The sequence below is a fragment of the Rickettsia endosymbiont of Proechinophthirus fluctus genome (assembly GCF_001602635.1).
Lineage (GTDB): Bacteria > Pseudomonadota > Alphaproteobacteria > Rickettsiales > Rickettsiaceae > Rickettsia > Rickettsia rickettsii.
In genome coordinates this window covers 76,419-98,282 of sequence record NZ_LECS01000003.1, presented here as the reverse complement: position 1 = coordinate 98,282, position 21,864 = coordinate 76,419, and the positions used below count along the sequence as shown (strand labels likewise).

The following is a 21,864-nucleotide window of genomic DNA, read 5'->3' as shown; positions in this document are numbered from 1 at the left end:
CTCTAGCACGAGAAGCCAAAAAGCCATATTTCGTTGACAAACGGTAAAGATTTTAGCTTATTAATGAATATATATGATTGTATATCTTTATCTATATAATTACCAGCTTTTGATTAAAGATTTAATAATTTCAGCTACTCTTTCTGCTTCATTTAAGGGTTTGTAGCTATATTCTTCTAGAGCAATAGCCGACTTATCAAAAATTCTTGCTATCTTCTGTTCTACTAACTGCTTTATAAAAATCTTATGCTTTGAAGAATTAAAGTTTGGTGGGCAGAATATATAAAGAGGCTTGCCGCTTGAAGCTGCTTCACTGCACATTGAGATTGAGTCGGCCGTAGAGATTATATATTTTGCCTTGGAGAGCATAGCTATATAAGGATTATAGCCTGCGTCTTCGTTTGGGTAATAAATAATTGTGGAGGACGGCATATTATTTTTAATAATTGATTTTACAGTGTGTGGTGTACGTCTACTAAAACTAATAAAAAAAGGTATTTTTTGATTAATATATATTTTATTTAATAATGAAGCAAATAAAACTGCTTCATCTTCATGGAAATTAAATTTTTTATTATTCCCACCGATTATCACTGCAATAAACTGTTTAAGAGTAGGATAATGTTTTTGGAGTTCCAAGTTTGCTGCGGCGAACTGTTCAGTTACGTTGTTGATAGCTCCGTTGATGGGGATGATGTTTTTAAAGTCGTCATTGCGAGGAAATACGAAGTATTGACGAAGCAATCTAGTAAAAAAGCCCTGAGATTGCTTCAGCCACTTTGTGGCTTCGCAATGACGTTGGTCATGATAAGGCAGAATAACGGCATCAAATGCATTGTAAGGAAGATTAGGCTGCATTATTTGTATTAACTTGATATCTTTAAATTGCTTTTTTAAATAAAATGCTAGTACTGCCGTTCTTCTTCCAGCGGTAATTATCATATCAGGCGGGGACTTATCCAAAAGATACTGCAATAGCTCACTTTTTATATGAATAGGATAATATTTTAGTAAAAAGTTCGGTAGCTTAGCTAAGCAATTATATTCAAGCTTAATTGTTGTATATTCTTCCGTTAATTTTTCAGCAAGTGCAATAGCCTGATGGGTGTTGCCTGTTCTATCATCCTCCAATACGTGTATTTTCATTGTAAATACTTCTCTAAAGGTAATGTTAATAAGTTTGTTAGAGGTAGTGATTTATCGCAAGCCTCGGCTATTTGTGGTGTGATCGGAATTTGAGCGATTAGTGGTATATTATATTTTTGTGATAAATGTCCGCCACTATTATTTTTAAGCATATAGCTCATATTCTCAATGATTCCCAAAATAGGTAAATTTAGTTTTTGATATAAATCTATAGAACGTATTACGTCTATTTCTGATATTTTTTGTGGTGTAGTTACGATTATTACGCTGTCTAAATGATAATTTTCTAGTATACTTAAATGAATATCACCTGTTCCCGGCGGCATATCGATAATTAAATAATCTAAATTATCCCATTTTGTTACCGATAATAATTGATAAATAGTCTTACTCGCCATAGGACCACGCCAAATAATTGCCGAGTGGTCTTTAACGAAGAAGTCTATAGATATAATTTCGATGCTTTGAGCAAGTACCGGTATTATTCGTCCATCTTTCGTTTTCGGTACTTCGTTAATGCCGAATATATGCGGAATTGACGGACCGTAAATATCCGCATCTACTATCCCAACTCGGTAATTTGCTAGACTTAACTGCTGAGCGATAAGAGCCGATATTGTAGATTTTCCGACTCCGCCTTTACCTGACGCTACTAAGATAATTTTTTTTACATTTTCTACAAAATGTTTTGGTTTTTGAACTTTTTTCTCCATCGGTTTACTTTCGGTAAAAACAATTGTTATTTTATTGACTTCCGAAATCTCGTTAAGTTTATTAATTGCCTTAAGTCTAATTTCTTCGGCTTCTAACTTGTTTTTACCTGATATATCTATTGAGAAACCGATATTATTACCTTTAATTATAATATCCGATATAACTTCATTTAAAAAAGTACCGTCTTTAAAGGTAATGTGCTGAATTTTATCTATAATTTGTCGTTGGTGTAAATTCGCCATAATTAAATTTCCTTATTTAAAGCTGTTTAAGCTCGTAACTTGACGTTATATACTATTATATATATAATTATCTCATCTTTAAAAATAATATAAAACAATAAAGCAAATGCTTAATAAAAAAAATATCTCAATTTTAAAAAAATCCCCATGGAAAGATTTTGATTCTGATAAAGAAGATAACATATTCACAAGGCCGCGTAAAAATCAATTTAATTTTGATCAATTTCAATTCCTGTTTAATTTCAATGCTAAAACAATAATTTTAGTTGTTGTTGCAGTAGTTGCTTTATGGCTCGCTTCGGGTATTTATGAAATAAAAGAAGGCGAAGAAGCAGCGGTAATAAGATTTGGGCGTTTTGTGCGTAAGGGCTACCCCGGGCTTAATTATCATTTACCGGCACCTTTTGAAAAGATAATAGTTGAGAAAGTTAAACAATCACGTCGGATTGAGATTGGTTATCGTACAAATAGCTCTCTGCGTAGCGGTGGCGATAATACTAAAAATATTGCCGGTGAAAGTATAATGCTCACCGGTGATGAAAATATCATTGCTTTAAATTGTGACGTAATGTGGCATATTAATAATCTTGAAGATTTTATTTTTAACGTACAAAGACCTGCAGAAACAGTAAAAGCAACAGTCGAAAGTGCCGTTAGGGAAGTCATAGGCAATACTCCTATTTCTTGGGTATTATCCGATCAAAAGCAGGAGATTACTTATAAAATAGAGAAATTAGCACAGAAGATATTGGATAGTTATAATGCCGGCGTTATGATTGAGAAAGTACAATTATTAAAAGCCGAGCCGCCTGCCGAAGTAATAGACGCTTATAGAGACGTGCAAACTTCAAAAGCAGATAAAGAAAAAGAAATAAATCAAGCTCAAGCCTATAATAATAAGATTTTGCCGGAAGCTAGAGGAGCGGCTGCAAAGATTATACAAGAAGCAGAAGGTTATAGAGCAGAAGTTATATCGAAAGCAGAAGGTGATAGCCAAAGATTTAATGCTATTTATAAACAATATGCTACAGGTAGGCAAGTAACTAGAGATAGATTATATTTAGAAGTAGTCGAAGAGGTATTAGGTGGTTCAAATAAAACGATTATTAATAATGCACTACTGCCGCACATGGCTATTAAACCATAGGGGTGCTAATGTCATTCCCGCTTTTGCGTGAATCAAATGACATCTAAACAACCAGGAATATTAAATGCAACAAAAGATTTATTATATAATTTTTACAATTGTTTTTGGGCTGATACTGCTTTCTAGCTCCTTATTTTCAGTTGACCAACGCCAATCTGCAGTAGTATTCCAGTTTGGTGAGGCAGTTAGAACTATAGAAAATCCGGGACTGAATATTAAAATCCCGTTTATTCAAAATGTTGAATTTTTTGATAAGCGTCTTTTAGATGTTGAGGTTGAGGCAAAAGAATTAACGGCTGCTGACGGTAAACGAGTTATTGTTGATGCCTACGCCAAATTCCAAATTAATAATCCCGTAATGTTTTATAAAACGGTACATGATTATCAAGGTGTGAAAATTAGGCTGACTCGTAATCTTGAATCGTCAATGCGTAAGGTGATAGGTAAAATCTCGCTAAGTAGCCTTTTAAGTCAGGAACGTAGTAATGTAATGTTAAATATCTTAAATCAAGTGGACGGTGAAGCTAAAAGCTTCGGTATTGATGTTGTAGATGTTAGAATTTTAAGAGCAGACTTACCAAAAGAAAATAGTGCGGCTATTTATCGTCGTATGCAAACGGCACGTGAAAAAGAAGCAACCCAAATTAGGGCGGAAGGACAAGAAGAAAGCGTGCGTATTCGTTCAAAAGCAGATAAAGAAAGTAAAATAATACTTGCGAAAGCTTATCGAGATGCACAAATTATTAAAGGTGACGGCGATGAGAAAGCGGCAAAAATATATAATTCTGCTTATTCAGTTGATCCGGAATTTTATAAATTTTATAGATCACTTTTAGTATATAAAAATTCTTTAAAGAAAGAGAATACTAATTTTGTAATTTCACCGGATGCTGAAGTTTTAAAATATCTAAATCTCACTAAGTAGTATACTAATCTATCTACTTTTTATTTACTTGGAGTATATGGTTAATCTGAAAATAGTGATTGTTATAATAGTTTTAATATCAAGTAACGTTGTTCTAGCAAAAGAAAATAGTAAGTCTTTAAAAGTAGCAGCTCAAGAAGAGAATGAATTTACGGAAATAAATTCTGCTCCTTTAAAAGTAAGTGAAGCCGCTCGTTATAGCTTTGCCGATATAGTTGAACCGTTAATTCCTGCAGTCGTTAATATTTCAACAATAGAATATGTTAATAGTAAATCGGAAAACCCCGAGAAAGATCCTCTGCAAGAAAAAGTTAATGATTTTTTAGCAAAGCTTAATATACCGCTGAATTTGGAAGAGGTTGATCAAACTCCAAAAAATGTCCCGCTTGGTTCAGGATTTATTATTGAACCTAACGGCTTAATAGTGACAAACTATCATGTAATTGCAAATGTTGATAAAATTAATATAAAACTTGCAGATAATACCGAATTATCGGCTAAATTAATAGGTAACGATACTAAAACCGATTTAGCTCTCTTAAAAATAGATAGCGAGGAACCTCTACCTTTTGTTGAGTTTGGAGATTCAAATGATGCAAAAGTAGGAGATTGGGTTATTGCGATCGGTAATCCGTTCGGTAATCTAGGCGGTACGGTGACAAGTGGTATTATTTCTTCTAAAGGGCGGGATATCGATATAGATACAGACAATATAGTTGATAATTTTATTCAAACGGATGCTGCAATTAATAACGGTAATTCCGGTGGTCCTATGTTTAATTTGGATCAGAAAGTAATCGGCGTAAATACGGCAATTTTTTCACCGCTCGGTACTAATATAGGTATCGGTTTTGCAATACCATCAAATACTGCAAAGCCTATAATCGAACGTCTTAAGAAAGATGGAAAAGTAAGTAGAGGACGCCTTGGAGTAACAATACAAGATTTAACCGAGGAAATTTCTGAAGGGCTAGGACTTAAAAATACTAGGGGGGTGTTAGTAGCTAAAGTACAAGAAGACGGTCCAGGTGATAAAGCGGGAATTAAAACAGGTGATATAATAATAGAGTTTGCAGATATACCGGTTAAAAATACTAAAAAATTACGTGTAATTATTGCAGATGCTCCTATTGATCAGGAAGTAAAAGTAAAAATACTTCGTGATAAAAAGGAGCTTGAGTTACCTATTAAAGTTACTTCAGATAATGAAGAGGTTACCAAAGATTCTACAGAAGAGACCAATAAGAAAGAAATAACAAATAAAGAAGCAAATAATTTATCTATTACTAAAAATAATATTACTTTTGGTAATTTGACTGAAGAACTAAGACAAAAATATACTATTCCTCAAGATAAAATGGGAATAGTGATAACCAATATTGATGAAGAAGCAAGTAGCTTCAAAATTGGTGATCTGATAACCAATATTAATCAGGAAAGCATAGACGATATAAGTAAGCTAGAAGAATTATATGACAATGCTAAAAAATCAGATAAGCAAAATATTTTGCTCTTGATTGAAAGGGGGAGTAGTAATATGTTCGTACCATTGCAGGTTATGTAGTTTTCTATGTTATTTCCACGAAGGAAAAATAATCTTAACATAAAAATTACATATTTAATAAAATAAAGCTATAAAAATAAGTTTTTTATAGCTTTTGCTGGATTCCTGCCTTCGCGGGAATGACATAGAATGTAAAAATAATACCTAAATAATTTATGAATGAAAAAATAGCAATTTTAAGTGCATATAGTTTTGTTAATATAGAAGAACCAGCGAATTTGATACCGAAACTTTTGCTTATCGGTAAAAGAAAATATATTAGAGGTACTATTTTATTAGCTAATGAAGGCTTTAACGGTTCTTTTTCAGGTTCATATGAAAATGTAAATCTTGTACTTGAAGAATTGATAAAGCTGACCGGTCCCAAAGATGTTAACGTTAAAATAAATTATAGTGATGTTCATCCTTTTCAGAAATTGAAAGTCAGACTGAAGAAAGAGATCGTAGCAATGAACGTTGATGATTTAAATGTTGATTTGTTTAAAGGCGAATATATAGAGCCGAAAGATTGGGATGAATTTATCACAAAACAAGATGTTATAGTAATAGATACTCGAAATGATTATGAAGTAGAGGTTGGTACATTTAAATCAGCAATTAATCCTAATACCAAAACATTTAAACAATTTCCTGCTTGGGTTCAGCAGAATCAAGAATTGCTCAAAGGTAAGAAAATTGCTATGGTTTGTACAGGTGGTATCAGGTGTGAAAAATCCACCAGCTTACTTAAAAGCATAGGTTATAATGAGGTATATCATTTAAAGGGTGGAATACTGCAATATCTAGAAGATACACAAAACAAGAACAATTTATGGCAAGGTGAATGTTTTGTCTTCGATGATAGGAGAGCAGTGACAGATGATTTATCACCTGTAGAAAGACATTGGTTGCAGAGATAGATGTCGTTGACCGATTGAAACGTGTAGTATGTCATTCCTGCGAAAACGGGAATCCAGAAAAAAGAGAGCTTTTAATTTTAAAAATTCAGTATAGTTGTATTTTTTAATTACTGGATTCCTGCTTCCGCGGGAATGACATAACCCTTTGTTTATTTATTAGAAATATATGACTAAAACCAAACAAGCAATTTATAATAAGCGTCCAACTTCACCGCATTTAACTATATATAAGCCACAAATAAGTTCTACATTATCAATTTTGTATCGTATGACCGGCGTAACTTTGTTTTTTGCGGTGTCAATCTTGGTGTGGTGGTTGATTCTTAGTAAATATGACAATAATTATTTACAGCTTGCTGAATGCTGTATTATAAAAATATGCTTAGTAGCTGTTAGCTACGCTTGGTTTTATCATTTATGTAACGGCATTCGGCATTTATTTTGGGATATTGGTTACGGTTTTTCTATAAAATTGGTTAATATCACCGGTTGGTGTGTAGTGGTAGGATCTGTATTATTAACGTTATTGTTATGGGTGTAGTAATTAAAAATGTCATTGCGAGGAGATGCATAGCATCGACGTGGCAATCTCAGAAATAATAACAAATGCCTGAGATTGTTTCATCAATTGCTATGCAATTTCCTCGCAATGACGAAAAGCTAAAACAAATAATAGAGAAAATTAATGGTATATGATTTTAAAGCGGAAGTTGTAAAAGCAAAAAATAGCGGTTCTGCTAAAAGCGGTTCTCATCATTGGTTATTGCAAAGAGTAACGGGGATTATATTAGCTTTATGTTCTGTGTGGCTAATATATTTTACGTTAACCAACAAAAATAATGATATAAATATTATTATGTGGGAACTTAAAAAGCCTTTTAATATAGTAGCTTTGTTAATTACGGTGGTTATTTCGTTGTATCATGCGATGCTTGGTATGCGTGTAGTAATTGAAGATTATATAAGTTGTCACAAATTACGTAATACATTGATTATAATAGTGCAATTATTTTGCATTGTTACTATTGTAGCTTTTGTAGTAGCGCTGTTTTATAAAGGATAAAAATTATCATACCGCGGCTTGACCGCGGTATCCAGAAAACAATATTGTGTATTGAATTACTGGACCCCGTGGGCAAGCCATGGGGTGATAGAGGTAGACAATTCACGTATCAAAATAGTAGAAAATTAATTTAATGACCAAAGCGTATAATATCATTCATCATAAATTTGACGTAGTAGTTGTAGGTGCAGGCGGAGCAGGTCTTCGTTCTGCATTCGGTATGGCTAAAGAAGGGCTAAATACTGCTTGTATAACTAAGCTGTTCCCAACCCGTAGTCATACTGTGGCTGCTCAGGGCGGAATTAGTGCGGCTCTTGGGAATATGGGTGAAGATGATTGGCGTTGGCATATGTATGATACGGTAAAAGGTTCTGATTGGTTAGGCGATCAGGATGCCATTGAGTATATGTGCAAAAATGCTCCCGATGCGATTTTAGAGCTAGAGCATTACGGTGTACCTTTCTCAAGAACTGAAGAGGGAAAAATTTATCAGCGTCCTTTTGGAGGGATGACAACAGAGTACGGCAAAGGAAAAGCAGCTCAGCGTACATGTGCTGCGGCAGATCGTACGGGGCATGCCATACTGCATACTTTATATCAACAGTCACTAAAACATAAAGTACAGTTTTTCGTTGAGTATTTTGCTATTGATTTATTGATGGAAGATGGTGAATGTAGAGGCGTAGTTGCGTGGAATTTAGATGACGGTAGTCTGCATTGTTTTAGAGCGCATAATGTAGTGCTTGCAACGGGCGGATACGGGCGTGCTTATTTTTCGGCGACGTCTGCTCATACTTGTACTGGTGATGGGGGCGGCATGGCGATTAGAGCCGGTCTTCCACTGCAAGATATGGAATTTGTACAGTTCCATCCGACAGGTATATATTCGGCCGGTTGTCTTATTACCGAGGGGGCAAGAGGCGAAGGGGGATATCTCGTTAATGCAAACGGTGAGCGTTTTATGGAGCGTTATGCTCCTGCTGCAAAGGATTTAGCTTCAAGAGATGTAGTTTCAAGAGCAATGACTATAGAAATCAGAGAGGGGCGAGGAGTAGGCGAGCATAAAGATCATGTATTTTTACATTTAAATCATTTATCTCCTGAGATTTTACATAGTCGTTTGCCCGGTATCTCTGAGACGGCTAAAATTTTTGCCGGTGTTGACGTGACTAAAGAGCCGATACCGGTACTTCCTACGGTACATTATAATATGGGCGGGATACCGACGAATTATCACGGTCAAGTCATAATCAAAGACGGTAAAAATCATAATAGCGTAGTAAAAGGGCTTATGGCAATCGGTGAAGCGGCTTGCGTATCGGTACACGGTGCTAACCGATTAGGATCAAATTCTTTGCTTGATTTGGTGGTATTTGGTAGAAGTTCTGCATTAAAAGCAGCCGAGCTTATTAAGCCTGCGAGTCCCCACAAGTCTATAAAAGAAGAAAGCCTTGAAAAAATTATAAATAGATTTGATAAAGTCCGTCATGCTAACGGTAATATTTTAGTTGCAGAGTTAAGGCTTAAAATGCAAAGAACTATGCAAAGCCATGCTTCGGTATTTAGAACTCAAGAGGTACTAGATGAAGGGGCAGGAATGATTAGCGAAATAAGAAGCAGCTATAAAGATATAAAAATTAACGATAAATCTTTAATTTGGAATAGCGATTTGGTAGAAGCCTTAGAGTTAGATAATCTACTTGATCAAGCTTTAGTAACGGTATGTTCGGCAGCTGCAAGAAAAGAAAGCAGAGGAGCTCATGCACGTGAAGATTATCTTGATCGTAATGATGAGGATTGGATGAAGCATACTCTTAGCTCTATCGATGAAGCAGGTAAAGTAGTTCTTGATTATAAACCTGTGACTTTAACTACTTTAACCGATGAAGTAACAGCAGTCCCGCCGGTGAAGAGAGTGTACTGATTAATGTTCTTATGTCATTCATGCGAAAGCAGGAATCTAGAAACCTTTAATGTTATTCCGAGATTAAATCGCGGGATCCAAAAATGCTTATTTTTTAGATATCGCCGTCAAGCCGCGGTATGACAAGAAAAAAATATATATAAAATATGTTTGAGTATTTAATAAAGTTCTATCCAAAAATCTTTTTTATTGTAGAGGGAGCTTTGGTAACTTTAAAATATAGCGTTATTGCCGTTATATTCGGTTTAGTAATAGGGATGCTGCTCGCTATTTGTAAGGTAAATAAAAATCGTGCTTTAAGGCTTTTTGCAAATTTCTATACTTCTATTTTTAGAGGAACGCCTTTATTAATTCAATTAAGTATGATTTATTTTGCTTCACCTTATATCATAGGCATTAAATTTAGTGTGTTTATGGCGGGAGCTATTGCTTTTTCTCTTAATTCGGGAGCATATGTTTCCGAAGTAATCAGGGCAGGGATTAATGCAGTTGATAAAGGGCAGTTTGAAGCGGCTGAAGCTCTTGCTATTCCAAAGTTTTTAATAACGAAAGATATAATTCTGCCGCAAGCAGTTAAAAATATTTTTCCGTCATTAGTAAATGAGCTTGTAAATTTGATTAAAGAATCAGCCATTATTTCTATGCTTGGAGAAATGGATTTAATGCGTAGAGCACAAATTGTATCAATTGAAACATATAATTATTTTTTTCCAATGCTTATTGCTGCGTGCTGTTACTATATTTTAGTGATGTTAATCAGCTTTATAGCAAAAATAATTGAGAAAAAAATGATTGTTAATTAAAACATACTTGCTTTTATGGAAAAAGTAATTATAATTTAAATTTAGTGTAATTTACATATTCTTATAATTTGTATTTAGAAATGATTGAAAATAAAGGGTGGAAGTATTTTCACCCTTTAATTATCGTATATATAAGTTTTTTTTGGAGTATTTTTTTTAATGCCGACATATAATCAATTAGTACGTTTTGGGAGAAAGTCAAAAACTCGTAAGACCAAATCTCCTGCCTTAGAATCTAATCCTTTTAAAAGTGGTGTTTGCCTAGTTGTAAAAACCGTTACCCCTAAAAAGCCTAACTCTGCACTTCGTAAGATTGCAACGGTGCGTTTAAGTAATAAAAGAACCGTAAATGCATATATTCCTGGTGAAAAGCATAGTGTAAAGGAACATGATAGGGTGTTAGTAAGAGGCGGTCAGGTGCCTGATCTTCCAGGGGTGAAATATCATATCGTACTCGGTGCTTATGATATTGCCGGAGTTAAAGGACGTAAGCAAGGTCGGTCACGTTACGGTGCTCCTCGTAAACAAGTCGCAGTTACAAAAAAATAAATTATTAGTTAGAGAGAAAAAATAAAATGTCACGTCGTCATGCCACAGAAAAGCGAGTAATTTTACCTGATATGAAATATAACAGTATTTTACTGTCAAGATTTATCAATAATATTATGAAAGAAGGGAAGAAAGCCCTTGCCGAGAAAATTGTTTATTCAGCCTTTAATAAAATTGAAAAGAAGCATAGAGTTGATCCGTATCAAACCTTTAATTATGCTATGCATAACGTGAAGCCGCATTTAGAAGTAACTTCGGTTAGGGTTGGAGGAGCTAATTATCAAGTTCCGACTCATGTTGATGAAAGAAGAGGATATGCCCTTGCTAGCCGTTGGATTATTAATGCTGCGTCAAAACGTTCTGAAAAAATGATGATTGATAAACTTGCCGAAGAGCTGTTTGAAGCTTCTAATAATAGAGGTGTTGCCATTAAGAAGAAAGAAGATACTCATAAAATGGCCGAAGCTAATAAAGCTTTCTCTCATTTTAGCCCTAAAAAAATGAAATAAGGTAGGGTATAATGAGTAAAATAAATAAACTTGAGCATATTCGTAATATTGGTATATGTGCTCACATTGATGCCGGTAAAACCACAACTACCGAACGTATTTTATATTATACCGGTAAATCGCATAAAATAGGTGAAGTTCATGAGGGTGGTGCTACCATGGATTGGATGGAACAAGAACAAGAACGTGGTATAACCATTACCTCAGCTGCTACTACTTGTAGATGGCAAGATAAAATAATTAATATTATCGATACTCCTGGACACGTTGATTTTACTATCGAAGTAGAGCGTTCGCTTCGTGTTCTTGACGGTGCAGTTGCAGTATTTGATGGTGTAGCAGGTGTTGAACCGCAGTCAGAAACGGTTTGGAGGCAAGCAGATAAATATAATGTTCCTAGAATGTGTTTTGTCAATAAAATGGACAGAATGGGAGCAGATTTTTATAGATGCGTTGAAATGCTCAAAGATCGTTTAGGAGCAAAACCGCTTGTTATTCAGTTGCCTGTAGGGATTGAAGAAAATTTTAAAGGTATCATTGATCTGATTAAAATGAAAGCAGTGATTTGGAAAGATGAAGCACTTGGAGCTGAGTATTTTGAAGAAGATATACCTGCCGATGTGAAAGATAAAGCTAAAGAATATCGTGCTAAATTACTTGATATGGTTGTTGAGTTAGATGATCATGTTATGGAAAAATATTTATCAGGTGAAGAAGTAACAGTAGAAGAGATTAAAAGCTTAATCAGAAAAGGTACTATTTCAGCAGCATTTTATCCGGTTTTATGCGGTAGTGCTTTTAAAAATAAAGGGGTACAGCCTTTACTTGATGCCGTAGTAGATTTCCTACCTTCGCCTATTGATATAGGTATAGTAAAAGGTATGGAAGTAAGTACCGGTGAAGAAAAAGATTTCCCTATTTCGGTAACTGAGCCTTTTGCAGCTTTAGCATTTAAAATTATGAATGACCCATTTGTCGGTTCATTAACTTTTATTAGAATATATTCAGGTAAAATTACTTCAGGAACAACTGTTATTAATACCGTAAAGAATAAAAGAGAAAAAATCGGTAGAATGCTATTAATGCATGCTAATAATCGTGAAGACGTAAAAGAAGCATCAGCAGGTGATATAGTAGCTTTAGCAGGTCTTAAAGATACTACCACAGGTGATACGTTATCTGATATTGATCAGCAAGTAATCTTAGAAAGAATGGAATTTCCAGAGCCGGTAATTGAGCTTGCAGTAGAACCTAAATCAACAGCTGATCAAGAAAAAATGGGCCTTGCACTTTCTCGTTTAGCAGCTGAAGATCCATCATTTAGAGTGTCAACTGATTATGAAACAGGACAAACAGTGATAAAAGGAATGGGAGAGCTCCATTTAGAAATTATCATTGATCGTATGAGAAGAGAGTTTAAGGTCGAAGCAAATATTGGAGCTCCTCAAGTAGCATATCGTGAAACTATAACAAAGGTTTGTGAAATTGATTATACCCATAAGAAACAATCCGGCGGTGCAGGACAATTTGCTCGTGTAAAAATTATTTTTGAGCCTCTAAAAGAGGTAAAAGATCTAAAAGATGAAGATAAAAATAAAATTTTTGTCTTTGAAAGTAAAATCATCGGCGGTGCTGTGCCTAAAGAATATATACCAGGTGTTGAAAAAGGATTAAATAATATTAGAGAAACCGGTGTTATTGCCGGTTATCCTATGATTAATTTTAAAGCAACTTTAGTTGACGGTGCGTTTCATGATGTAGATTCTAGTGTACTTGCGTTTGAAATTGCTGCAAAGGCAGCATTTAGAGAAGGGATGCTGAAAGGTAATCCTAAATTACTTGAGCCGATTATGCAAGTTGAAGTTATCACTCCTGATGAATATATGGGTGATATTATAGGCGATTTAAATAGTCGTAGAGGACAAATTCAAAGCATGGATCCAAGAGGAAATGCTCAAGTAGTTACTGCGAATGTTCCTTTAGCGGAAATGTTTGGTTATGTTAATACGCTTAGGTCTTTATCTCAAGGTAGAGCTCAGTTTAGTATGATATTCTCTCATTATGATCAAGTGCCGAGTCAAGTAGCTGATATTATTAAAGCTAAAAAATAATTTAGGGGTGAGGTGTCACGTCTTACAGAAATACATGTTGTTTTGCCATGGCAGCTTATAAATTAACAGTATTGTTTATTATAGTAATTTTTTAATAATAACAAATATTTTTAATAACTTTTATTGATTTTTTATTAAAAATATGATAGGAGTGTAGCTCAATTGGTAGAGCGCCGGTCTCCAAAACCGGAGGTTGCGGGTTCGATACCTGTCGCTCCTGCCATTATAGGCTTAGAGCTTTTTTGCTATAAAATATAGAATTTTTACAAAATTTGCTTATAGAGAGAAATTTGAAAGAGGTACTGCACCTCGAATCGCAGCGTACATACTAGTATGTAAGAATTCCAGTGCTGGATTATCGTCTCAATAGCCTTTAGAAGTAGCATTTTGTAAGAAGTCTAATAAATTACCTAACAAAAATATGTTTAAAGAATATAAAATTTATAAGTTTTTTGAACAAGTTAAACAAGAAACTTATAAGGTAGTTTGGCCAACTAGAAAAGAGCTTGTTGCTTCAACATTAGTAGTGGTAGTAGCAGTTTTTATTTTTAGCCTAATTTGTTTGGTACTTGATTATAGTATACATAACATAATGCAGCTTTTGCTTAATATCGGCAAATAGTATAAGGAATAAATTGTGACAGCACAGAGTATAGATAATATATTGCCTTCTTCTGAAAAAAATGTAAAGCAGTGGTATGTAGTACATACGGCATCAGGAGCAGAGAAACGCATTAAAGAAGATATGCTTAGAAAAATCGCTAAACAGAACATGATGGATTTTTTTGAAGATATATTAATACCTGTTTTTGGAGTTTCTGAAGTTAAACGCGGTAAAAATTTCAAGGTAGAAAAAAAACTAATGCCCAGTTATATCTTGATAAAGATGAATATGACTGATAAATCTTGGCATTTAGTAAAAAATATATCTGGAGTAACCGGCTTTTTAGGAAGCAAAACCACGCCAAAAGCTCTTACAGAAAGTGAAATACAAAATATTTTTAATAATTTGGAAGCAGAAGCTAAAGAAGCAAAGAATTCTAAATTGTATGAAGTTGGTGAAATAGTGACTGTTACAGACGGTCCTTTTGAAACTTTCATGGGTACAGTAGAAGAAATAGATCAAGAAAAAAATAGGTTAAAAGTTTCAGTTGCAATATTTGGTAAAGCAACTCCAATAGAACTAAATTTTAATCAAGTAAAGAAAAATGATTAAAAGTTGGACTAAATACGGTTTATTAATTACTTAAGCTGTATTGTACGAATGTTTAGGGTATCATTGTTGCGGGATAATGTGTCGTCATTGCAAGCAGCCGTAGGCTGCGTGGCAATCTAGGAGAAATAATAAAAAACTTCTGATTTACAGAATTTTTTTGCTTCCTTGTTTTGTCAAAACTTACAGCTTTTCCTTGCAATGATGGGAAACAAGATTCATGCAATTGTTACAAAGTAATATTAATTTAAGAGAAAAATAAGGATATTTATAAATGTCTCAGAAAGCAATAAAAGGTTATATTAACTTGATAATTCCAGCTGCTGGAGCCACTCCTGCACCTCCTATAGGACCGGCCCTAGGACAAAGAAAAGTTAATATTGCAGCATTTTGTAAAGATTTTAATGATGCTACGCAAGGTATGGAAAAAGGAATACCTCTGCCAACTGTAATTACCGTTTATGAAGATAGTAGTTTTTCTTTTAAAATAAAAACTCCTCCTGCTTCTTACTTTTTAAAGAAATATGCTAAAATTACTAAAGGTTCTAGTGCTACTAAAAAAGAAGCCGTAGTAGGTAAAGTTACTATGGATGATTGTCGTGAAATTGCAAAGTTAAAAATGCCTGATTTAAATACAAAAGATATTGAAGCAGCAACAAAAATTATTTGTGGTAGTGCTGCATCTATGGGACTTGAAGTAGTAGGGAATTAATTATTATGTCAAATAAGAAAGATGTCGCTGTAAAAATTAGCAGCGGTAAAAAAATAAGAGAAGCTAGAGAAAAAGTAAAATCAGATACTTTATATAATTTAACAAATGCAATTGAACGATTAAAATCAGCATCATATGTTAAATTTGATCCAACCTTAGAAATAGTTATGAAGCTTGGAATTGACTCTAGGCATTCCGATCAAATGGTACGTGGTGTAGTTAATTTACCTGCCGGTACAGGCAAAACCGTAAGAGTTGCCGTTATTTGTAAAGAAGAAAGAGAAGAAGAAGCTAAAAGTGCCGGAGCAGATTTAGTAGGTTCAACAAATATTATTGATGAAATTAAAGCAGGGAAAATTAATTTTGATGTATGTATAGCTACTCCCGATGTGATGGCAGCTATAGGTTCAGTTGCAAGAATTTTAGGACCAAAAGGTTTAATGCCTAACCCTAAACTTGGTACCGTAACTTTAGATATTAAAAATGCTATTAAAAATGCTAAAAGCGGTCAGGTAGAATATAGAGCAGAGAAAGCAGGTATAATTCATGCAGGGCTTGGAAAATTATCTTTTTCAGACCAAGATTTATTAAAAAATTTAAATGCGTTTATTGAGGCAGTAATTAAAGCAAAACCTGCCGGATTAAAAGGAAGTTATTTAAAAGCAATGTATTTATCTTCTACTATGGGAGCATCGGTACAAATAGATTTAACTAGTATAGCATAATTTTTATAGCCGTTTAACGGTAGTATAGTAATAATAAAAAAATTTTGTTATTTTAAGCATTTGTATCAGTTTAAATATATTAAACTGTATTATAAAAGGAGAATTAAAAGGTGTTAAGATCAGAAAAACCGGTAGCAGTAGAGGATATTGTAAATATTTATAAAGAATCGCCCTCTATAATTATTACTCATTATCACGGGTTAACCGTTAGTCAAGTGAGTTCGCTTAGAGAATCACTTAAATCTAAAGAAGCAGGTTTTAAAGTAGTTAAAAATACTTTAGCAAAAATAGCTGCAAATCAAACAGGGCTTAATAGTATTGCTAATTTATTTGCGGGTCCTACTGCTATTGTTTATTCTAAAGAACCGGTTGAGATGGCAAAATTAGTAGTTAATTTTGCTAAGGCTAATGATAATCTTAAGATTATCGGTGGAATAGTAGATAATCACGTATTAGATGAACATTCAATAAAAGAGCTTTCTAAGCTACCTACGCTTAATGAGCTTAGGGGTAAAATTGTTGGGTTATTACAAGCACCGGCTACTAAGGTTGTAGGTGTTTTACAAGCCCCATCTTCGAGTATGGCGAGAGTAATACAAGCACATGCTAGTAAAAATTAACTTAAAGGTTATTGCATCAGGTATTTTAATTGATAATTAAAGAGCTGTTATAGTGAAAATTAATAATGTTTTTTATAGGATATTATTCTTATTTTAAAAAAGTCTTATAATTTGAAGCACAAAAGAATTTAATTAACTTTAAAATGCCTGATGTAGTAATCTCTCAATATAAAAAAGGTAAAAAGGAAAAAATTATGGCAGATTTAGCTAAAATTGAAGAACAATTATCATCATTAACGTTAATGCAAGCAGCTGAGCTTGTGAAAATACTAGAAGAAAAATGGGGTGTATCTACAGCAGCTCCTGTAGTTGTAGCAGCTGCCGGTGCTGNNCGGCGGCTGAAGCAGTAGCTGAAAAAACTGAGTTTGAAGTAGTTTTAACAGCTGCCGGTGATAAGAAAGTTGAAGTAATTAAAGTTGTGAAAGATATCACAGGTCTTGGTTTAATTGAAGCTAAGAAATTAGTTGATGAAGCTCCAAAGCCGATTAAAAGCAATGTGAAAAAAGCAGAAGCAGACGACATCAAAGGTAAGTTAGAAGCTGCTGGAGCAAAAGTTGAATTAAAATAATTATTTCTGCACTAGGGTTCTGTAAAGGAAAGTTGAATTATTCGTATTTTAGATAGTTTTAAGTAAAAATTAATAAGTTTCTTTTTGAAACAGTTGTTGTTATTCCAAGAAAAATCTTATGATTTTCAATCAAAAACAACTAAGTATAGATTAATTTTTTTACAGGACCTAATGTTTTTGCATTACAGATGAAATATTTTATATCTTTAAATTAAGTTATTTTTTTGTAATAGGATAAAGCTATTACATTAAAAATCTTATTGATTAAAATAATTTGGTTAATGTACCATACATCTAGAAGTTTAAATTATTGAAATTTTCTAGGTTCTGTGAACATTTATAATTGATTTTTAGTGAAAATTAATGAGGTTTTTGAAGGAATAGCTACCTATTTTAAAAAAATATTATAATTTGTTGCAACAAACAAATAACCAAAATCCAATCTTTTTGGAAATGTTCGTAGAGCCTACACAAGATCTAAATAAGAAACTTACTAGGTTTCTTTAATTTAAGTTTTATGTGAAAAATTTTAAAACAGTATATTTTATTTTACTGCAAATTATAAGTATTTTATTGAAATAGGTATCTATTCCAATGAAAGCTTTATTGTTTAAAATATAAATAATTTAAATTTTATATACAGAACCTAGGTTCTGAACACTTTTGATTAATGATTATTAATTAGGAGATATTTTTAAGCGAAAATTAATAAGATTTTTGAGAGCAGAGTTTATTACTATTGCAAAAAAAATCTGATGATTTACAGCTAAAAAGAGCCATGATTATGATTTTCTATTAAAAGTGCATAGGACCTAATCACTATAATACGGGCAGTAATTTTATCAGTCAGGAGATTATATGGTTTCATTAAGGGCTAATATAGAAGCACAACCCTTGTCACATAATAGAAGAATAAGAAAAAATTTCGGTCACATAAATTTAGTAGCAGATATACCGAATTTGATTGAAATTCAAAAAAATTCATATGAGAAAAACTTTCTACAGTTAAATATTAAAGATTCTGAAAGAAAAAACAAAGGTTTACAATCTATATTAAACTCAATTTTTCCTATTTCCGACTCCTCCAATATTGCTAATTTAGAATTTGTAAAGTATGAATTCGATAGTCCAAAATATGATGTAGAAGAGTGCAGTCAAAGAAGTTTAAGTTATGCTGCTCCTCTTAAAGTTACTTTAAGATTAAGTATTTGGGATATAGATGAGGATACCGGTACTAGAGAAATTAAAGGGATTAAAGAGCAAGAAGTATATATGGGTGATATCCCATTAATGACTAAAAACGGTACTTTTATTATCAACGGTACGGAAAGAGTAGTTGTATCACAAATGCATCGCTCACCTGGTGTATTCTTTTATCATGATGAAGGAAAAGTCCATTCTTCCGGCAAGCTTTTATATTCTGCTCGTGTTATTCCATATAGAGGGTCTTGGCTTGATTTAGAATTCGACGCTAAGGATGTTATTTATTTCAGGATTGATAGAAAAAGAAAGCTTTATACTACTACTTTGCTTAGAGCTATAGGTATGAGTACTGAAGAAATTATAAAATTTTATTATAATTCAGTAACTTATAAGCTTGTTAAAAATAAAGGTTGGGCGGTTAAATTTATACCTCAGCATATTACTGCTCATCGTTTAACAAGTGATTTAGTAGATGCAGATACTGGAAATATTCTACTGAAAGCAGGACAAAAAATTACTCCGCGTTTGGCTAAAAAATATTGTGGGGAAGGGCTTAATAATATTTTAGTAGCTCATGAAACTTTAATCGGCAAATATCTATCTGAAGATTTAAGAGATCCTGCAAGCGATGAAGTATTAGCAAAAATCGGTGAAATGATTACTGCTGATATGCTAAATGTTATTAATGATCTTAAAATTAAAAATGTTAACGTATTAGTAATCAATCCTCAATCTGGTCCATATATAAGGAACACCTTATTTGCTGATAAAAATCAGGATCGTGAGGCAGCATTATGTGATATTTTCAGAGTTCTAAGACCAGGCGAACCTGCTAATATCGAAGCGGCTGAAAGCCTGTTTTATAATTTATTCTTTGATACGGAAAGATATGATCTTTCAGAAGTCGGGCGAATAAAAATGAATTCTAGGTTAGAGCTGAATATTTCTGAAGAAGTTACGGTTTTAACAATTGATGATATTAAAAATATCGTAAGAGTTTTAGTAGAGCTTAAAGACGGTAAAGGTATCATAGACGATATTGATCATTTAGGTAATAGAAGGGTTAGATCAGTAGGTGAATTGATAGAAAATCAATTTAGAATAGGTTTAGTCCGAATGGAAAAATCTGTAATTGAAAGGATGTCGGCAGGTGATGTTGATACTGTAATGCCTCATGATTTAGTAAATTCTAAAATTTTAGTTTCAGTAGTAAAAGAATTTTTTAGTACCTCCCAATTATCCCAATTTATGGATCAAACAAATCCATTATCGGAAATAACTCATAAAAGAAGGCTATCGGCACTCGGTCCCGGGGGTCTTAGTCGAGATCGAGCAGGTTTTGAGGTGCGTGACGTACATCCGACTCATTACGGTCGTATTTGTCCTATTGAAACACCTGAAGGTCAGAATATCGGGTTAATTAACTCTATGGCTACTTATGCTAGAATAAATAAACATGGTTTTATAGAGAGTCCATATAGAAGAGTTAAAGATGGATGTGTAACCGATGAAGTGGTATATCTTTCTGCTATTGAAGAAGGTAAATACAAAATCGGACAAGCAAATTCTAAAATTAATAAAGACGGAAAGCTGCAAGGAGAGTTTATTAATTGCCGTGTTGAAGGCGGTAATTTTGTAATGGTAGAACCGTATGAGGTAGACTTCATTGATGTGACTCCTATGCAGGTAGTATCGGTTGCGGCTTCTCTTATACCTTTCTTAGAAAACGATGATGCTAACCGTGCTTTGATGGGTTCAAACATGCAAAGACAAGCCGTTCCTTTAATTAAGACGGATGCACCTTTTGTAGGTACCGGAGTTGAAGGGGTAGTAGCTAAAGATTCCGGAGCGTCAGTGCTTGCATTACATGACGGTATTGTTGAGCAGGTAGATTCAAATAGAATCGTGATTAGAACTCTAGAACAAAAAGTTGATGGTTCTCCTTCGGTTGATATTTATAACTTACTAAAATTCCAAAAATCCAATCATAATACTTGTATAAATCAAAAGCCTTTAGTTAAGGTCGGTCATTACGTTAAGAAAAACGATATTATAGCTGACGGTCCTAGTACGGATAACGGTGAAATTGCTTTAGGTCGAAACGTGCTTGTGGCTTTCTTACCTTGGAACGGTTATAATTTTGAAGATTCCATTTTAATATCCGAACGTATAGTAAAAGAGGATGTATTTACATCTATTCATATTGAAGAGTTTGAAGTAATAGCTAGGGATACACGCCTTGGTCCTGAAGAAATTACCCGTGATATACCGAATGTAAGTGAAGAAGCGTTGCGTCATCTTGATGAGGTCGGAATAATTTATATAGGTGCAGAAGTAAAAGCCGGTGATATTTTAGTTGGAAAAGTAACACCAAAAAGTGAATCGCCTATTACTCCTGAAGAGAAGCTACTACGTGCTATTTTCGGGGAAAAAGCTTTTGACGTAAAAGATTCATCGCTGCATGTACCTTCCGGAGTGAGCGGAACTGTAGTAGAAGTAAGGGTATTTTCTCGTAGAGGTGTAGAAAAAGACCAGCGAGCTATTGCTATTGAAAAACAACAAATTGAAAAATTCGCAAAAGACAGAGACGATGAATTAGAAATTATTGAGCATTTTGTGTTTAGTTGGCTTGAAAAGCTTTTAGTAGGGCAGGTGATTATTAACGGTCCTAAGCAAGTAAAAGTAGGACAAACTATTACTACTGAAATGCTAAAAGGCTTATCTAAAGGGCAATTTTGGCAGATTACCGTGGAAGATGCAAATGTAATGAATGAAATAGAGCAGATAAAGACTCATTATGATGAGAAAAAAGAGGCTCTTGATAAAAGATTTGCTACTAAGGTAGAGAAATTGCAAAGTGGTGATGATTTACCTCAGGGAGCTTTAAAAGTAGTAAAAGTATTTATTGCAACTAAGCATAAATTACAACCCGGGGATAAAATGGCAGGAAGACACGGAAATAAAGGTGTTATTTCACGTATCGTACCTGAAGAAGATATGCCGTTTTTAGAAGATGGAACTGTGGTAGATATCGTTCTTAACCCTCTAGGTCTTCCGTCCCGTATGAATATAGGGCAGATTTTAGAAACGCATCTTGGGTGGGCATCAATAAATTTAGCAAAAAAAATATCTACCTTAGTAAAGGAATATAAAAATAAACATATAGGTATTGAGCAGATTAAGAAATTCTTAATTGAACTGTATGGAGAAAATATTAATTCTATACT

General features: G+C 33.7%; 19 protein-coding genes, 1 tRNA gene and 2 pseudogenes. 20 read left to right on the top strand and 2 right to left on the bottom strand.

Going from position 1 to position 21,864, the window contains the following annotated elements; translation table 11 throughout:
* Positions 1-99: 99 nt before the first annotated feature.
* Positions 100-1,146, bottom strand: a complete 1,047-nt coding sequence (locus BG75_RS01775; RefSeq protein ID WP_062811220.1) for a mitochondrial fission ELM1 family protein — start codon at positions 1,144-1,146, stop codon at positions 100-102.
* Positions 1,143-2,102 (bottom strand): Mrp/NBP35 family ATP-binding protein, encoded by a 960-nt coding sequence (locus BG75_RS01770; RefSeq protein WP_062811219.1) that lies wholly within the window; start codon positions 2,100-2,102, stop codon positions 1,143-1,145. The genes BG75_RS01775 and BG75_RS01770 overlap by 4 nt, the downstream gene beginning before the upstream one ends.
* 106 nt (positions 2,103-2,208) lie before the next feature.
* Between BG75_RS01770 and hflK the strand changes: the two genes are divergently transcribed.
* From hflK to rpoB, 20 genes and pseudogenes are all read left to right on the top strand, one after another.
* Entirely contained in the window at positions 2,209-3,249 is a 1,041-nt protein-coding gene (gene hflK, locus BG75_RS01765; protein WP_062811218.1) for an FtsH protease activity modulator HflK, read from the top strand.
* A gap of 64 nt (positions 3,250-3,313) precedes the next feature.
* Entirely contained in the window at positions 3,314-4,174 is an 861-nt protein-coding gene (gene hflC / locus BG75_RS01760; RefSeq protein WP_062811217.1) for a protease modulator HflC, read from the top strand.
* Between the two features lie 37 nt (positions 4,175-4,211).
* Positions 4,212-5,738: a Do family serine endopeptidase gene (locus BG75_RS01755; RefSeq protein WP_062811216.1), complete on the top strand. Its 1,527-nt coding sequence runs from the start codon at positions 4,212-4,214 to the stop codon at positions 5,736-5,738.
* Between the two features lie 155 nt (positions 5,739-5,893).
* Positions 5,894-6,637, top strand: a complete 744-nt coding sequence (locus tag BG75_RS01750) for a rhodanese domain-containing protein (protein ID WP_062811215.1) — start codon at positions 5,894-5,896, stop codon at positions 6,635-6,637.
* Between the two features lie 166 nt (positions 6,638-6,803).
* Positions 6,804-7,178, top strand: coding sequence for a succinate dehydrogenase, cytochrome b556 subunit (sdhC, locus tag BG75_RS01745; RefSeq protein WP_062811214.1), 375 nt, complete (start codon positions 6,804-6,806; stop codon positions 7,176-7,178).
* 144 nt (positions 7,179-7,322) lie between these two features.
* Positions 7,323-7,700, top strand: a complete 378-nt coding sequence (gene sdhD, locus BG75_RS01740) for a succinate dehydrogenase, hydrophobic membrane anchor protein (protein WP_062811213.1) — start codon at positions 7,323-7,325, stop codon at positions 7,698-7,700.
* Positions 7,701-7,833: 133 nt separating this feature from the next.
* Positions 7,834-9,624, top strand: coding sequence for a succinate dehydrogenase flavoprotein subunit (gene sdhA, locus BG75_RS01735; protein ID WP_062811212.1), 1,791 nt, complete (start codon positions 7,834-7,836; stop codon positions 9,622-9,624).
* 146 nt (positions 9,625-9,770) lie between these two features.
* Positions 9,771-10,427 (top strand): amino acid ABC transporter permease, encoded by a 657-nt coding sequence (locus BG75_RS01730; RefSeq protein WP_062811211.1) that lies wholly within the window; start codon positions 9,771-9,773, stop codon positions 10,425-10,427.
* 159 nt (positions 10,428-10,586) lie between these two features.
* Positions 10,587-10,976 carry a 30S ribosomal protein S12 gene (gene rpsL, locus BG75_RS01725; protein ID WP_004996647.1) on the top strand — a complete coding sequence of 130 codons (390 nt, stop codon included), beginning with the start codon at positions 10,587-10,589 and terminating at the stop codon, positions 10,974-10,976.
* 26 nt (positions 10,977-11,002) lie between these two features.
* Positions 11,003-11,485 carry a 30S ribosomal protein S7 gene (gene rpsG / locus BG75_RS01720; RefSeq protein WP_062811210.1) on the top strand — a complete coding sequence of 161 codons (483 nt, stop codon included), beginning with the start codon at positions 11,003-11,005 and terminating at the stop codon, positions 11,483-11,485.
* Between the two features lie 11 nt (positions 11,486-11,496).
* Positions 11,497-13,596 carry an elongation factor G gene (fusA, locus tag BG75_RS01715; protein ID WP_062811209.1) on the top strand — a complete coding sequence of 700 codons (2,100 nt, stop codon included), beginning with the start codon at positions 11,497-11,499 and terminating at the stop codon, positions 13,594-13,596.
* Between the two features lie 147 nt (positions 13,597-13,743).
* Positions 13,744-13,819, top strand: a tRNA-Trp gene (locus tag BG75_RS01710).
* A 198-nt stretch (positions 13,820-14,017) separates the two neighbouring features.
* Positions 14,018-14,218, top strand: a complete 201-nt coding sequence (gene secE / locus BG75_RS09450; protein WP_004996644.1) for a preprotein translocase subunit SecE — start codon at positions 14,018-14,020, stop codon at positions 14,216-14,218.
* 15 nt (positions 14,219-14,233) lie between these two features.
* On the top strand, positions 14,234-14,812 hold the full coding sequence (gene nusG / locus BG75_RS01700; protein WP_062811208.1) for a transcription termination/antitermination protein NusG: 579 nt from the start codon (positions 14,234-14,236) through the stop codon (positions 14,810-14,812).
* A gap of 271 nt (positions 14,813-15,083) precedes the next feature.
* Entirely contained in the window at positions 15,084-15,521 is a 438-nt protein-coding gene (gene rplK, locus BG75_RS01695; protein ID WP_062811207.1) for a 50S ribosomal protein L11, read from the top strand.
* 5 nt (positions 15,522-15,526) lie between these two features.
* Positions 15,527-16,246 (top strand): 50S ribosomal protein L1, encoded by a 720-nt coding sequence (gene rplA / locus BG75_RS01690; protein ID WP_062811206.1) that lies wholly within the window; start codon positions 15,527-15,529, stop codon positions 16,244-16,246.
* Between the two features lie 110 nt (positions 16,247-16,356).
* Positions 16,357-16,866 (top strand): 50S ribosomal protein L10, encoded by a 510-nt coding sequence (gene rplJ / locus BG75_RS01685; RefSeq protein WP_016917631.1) that lies wholly within the window; start codon positions 16,357-16,359, stop codon positions 16,864-16,866.
* Between the two features lie 194 nt (positions 16,867-17,060).
* Positions 17,061-17,195 (top strand): annotated as a pseudogene (locus tag BG75_RS09445) (50S ribosomal protein L7/L12); the annotation flags it as partial.
* Between the two features lie 3 nt (positions 17,196-17,198).
* A partial coding sequence (rplL, locus tag BG75_RS09440; protein WP_252903575.1) for a 50S ribosomal protein L7/L12 occupies positions 17,199-17,434 on the top strand: 236 nt, incomplete at its 5' end.
* An 858-nt stretch (positions 17,435-18,292) separates the two neighbouring features.
* Positions 18,293-21,864, top strand: a pseudogene (gene rpoB, locus BG75_RS01675) (DNA-directed RNA polymerase subunit beta); the annotation flags it as partial.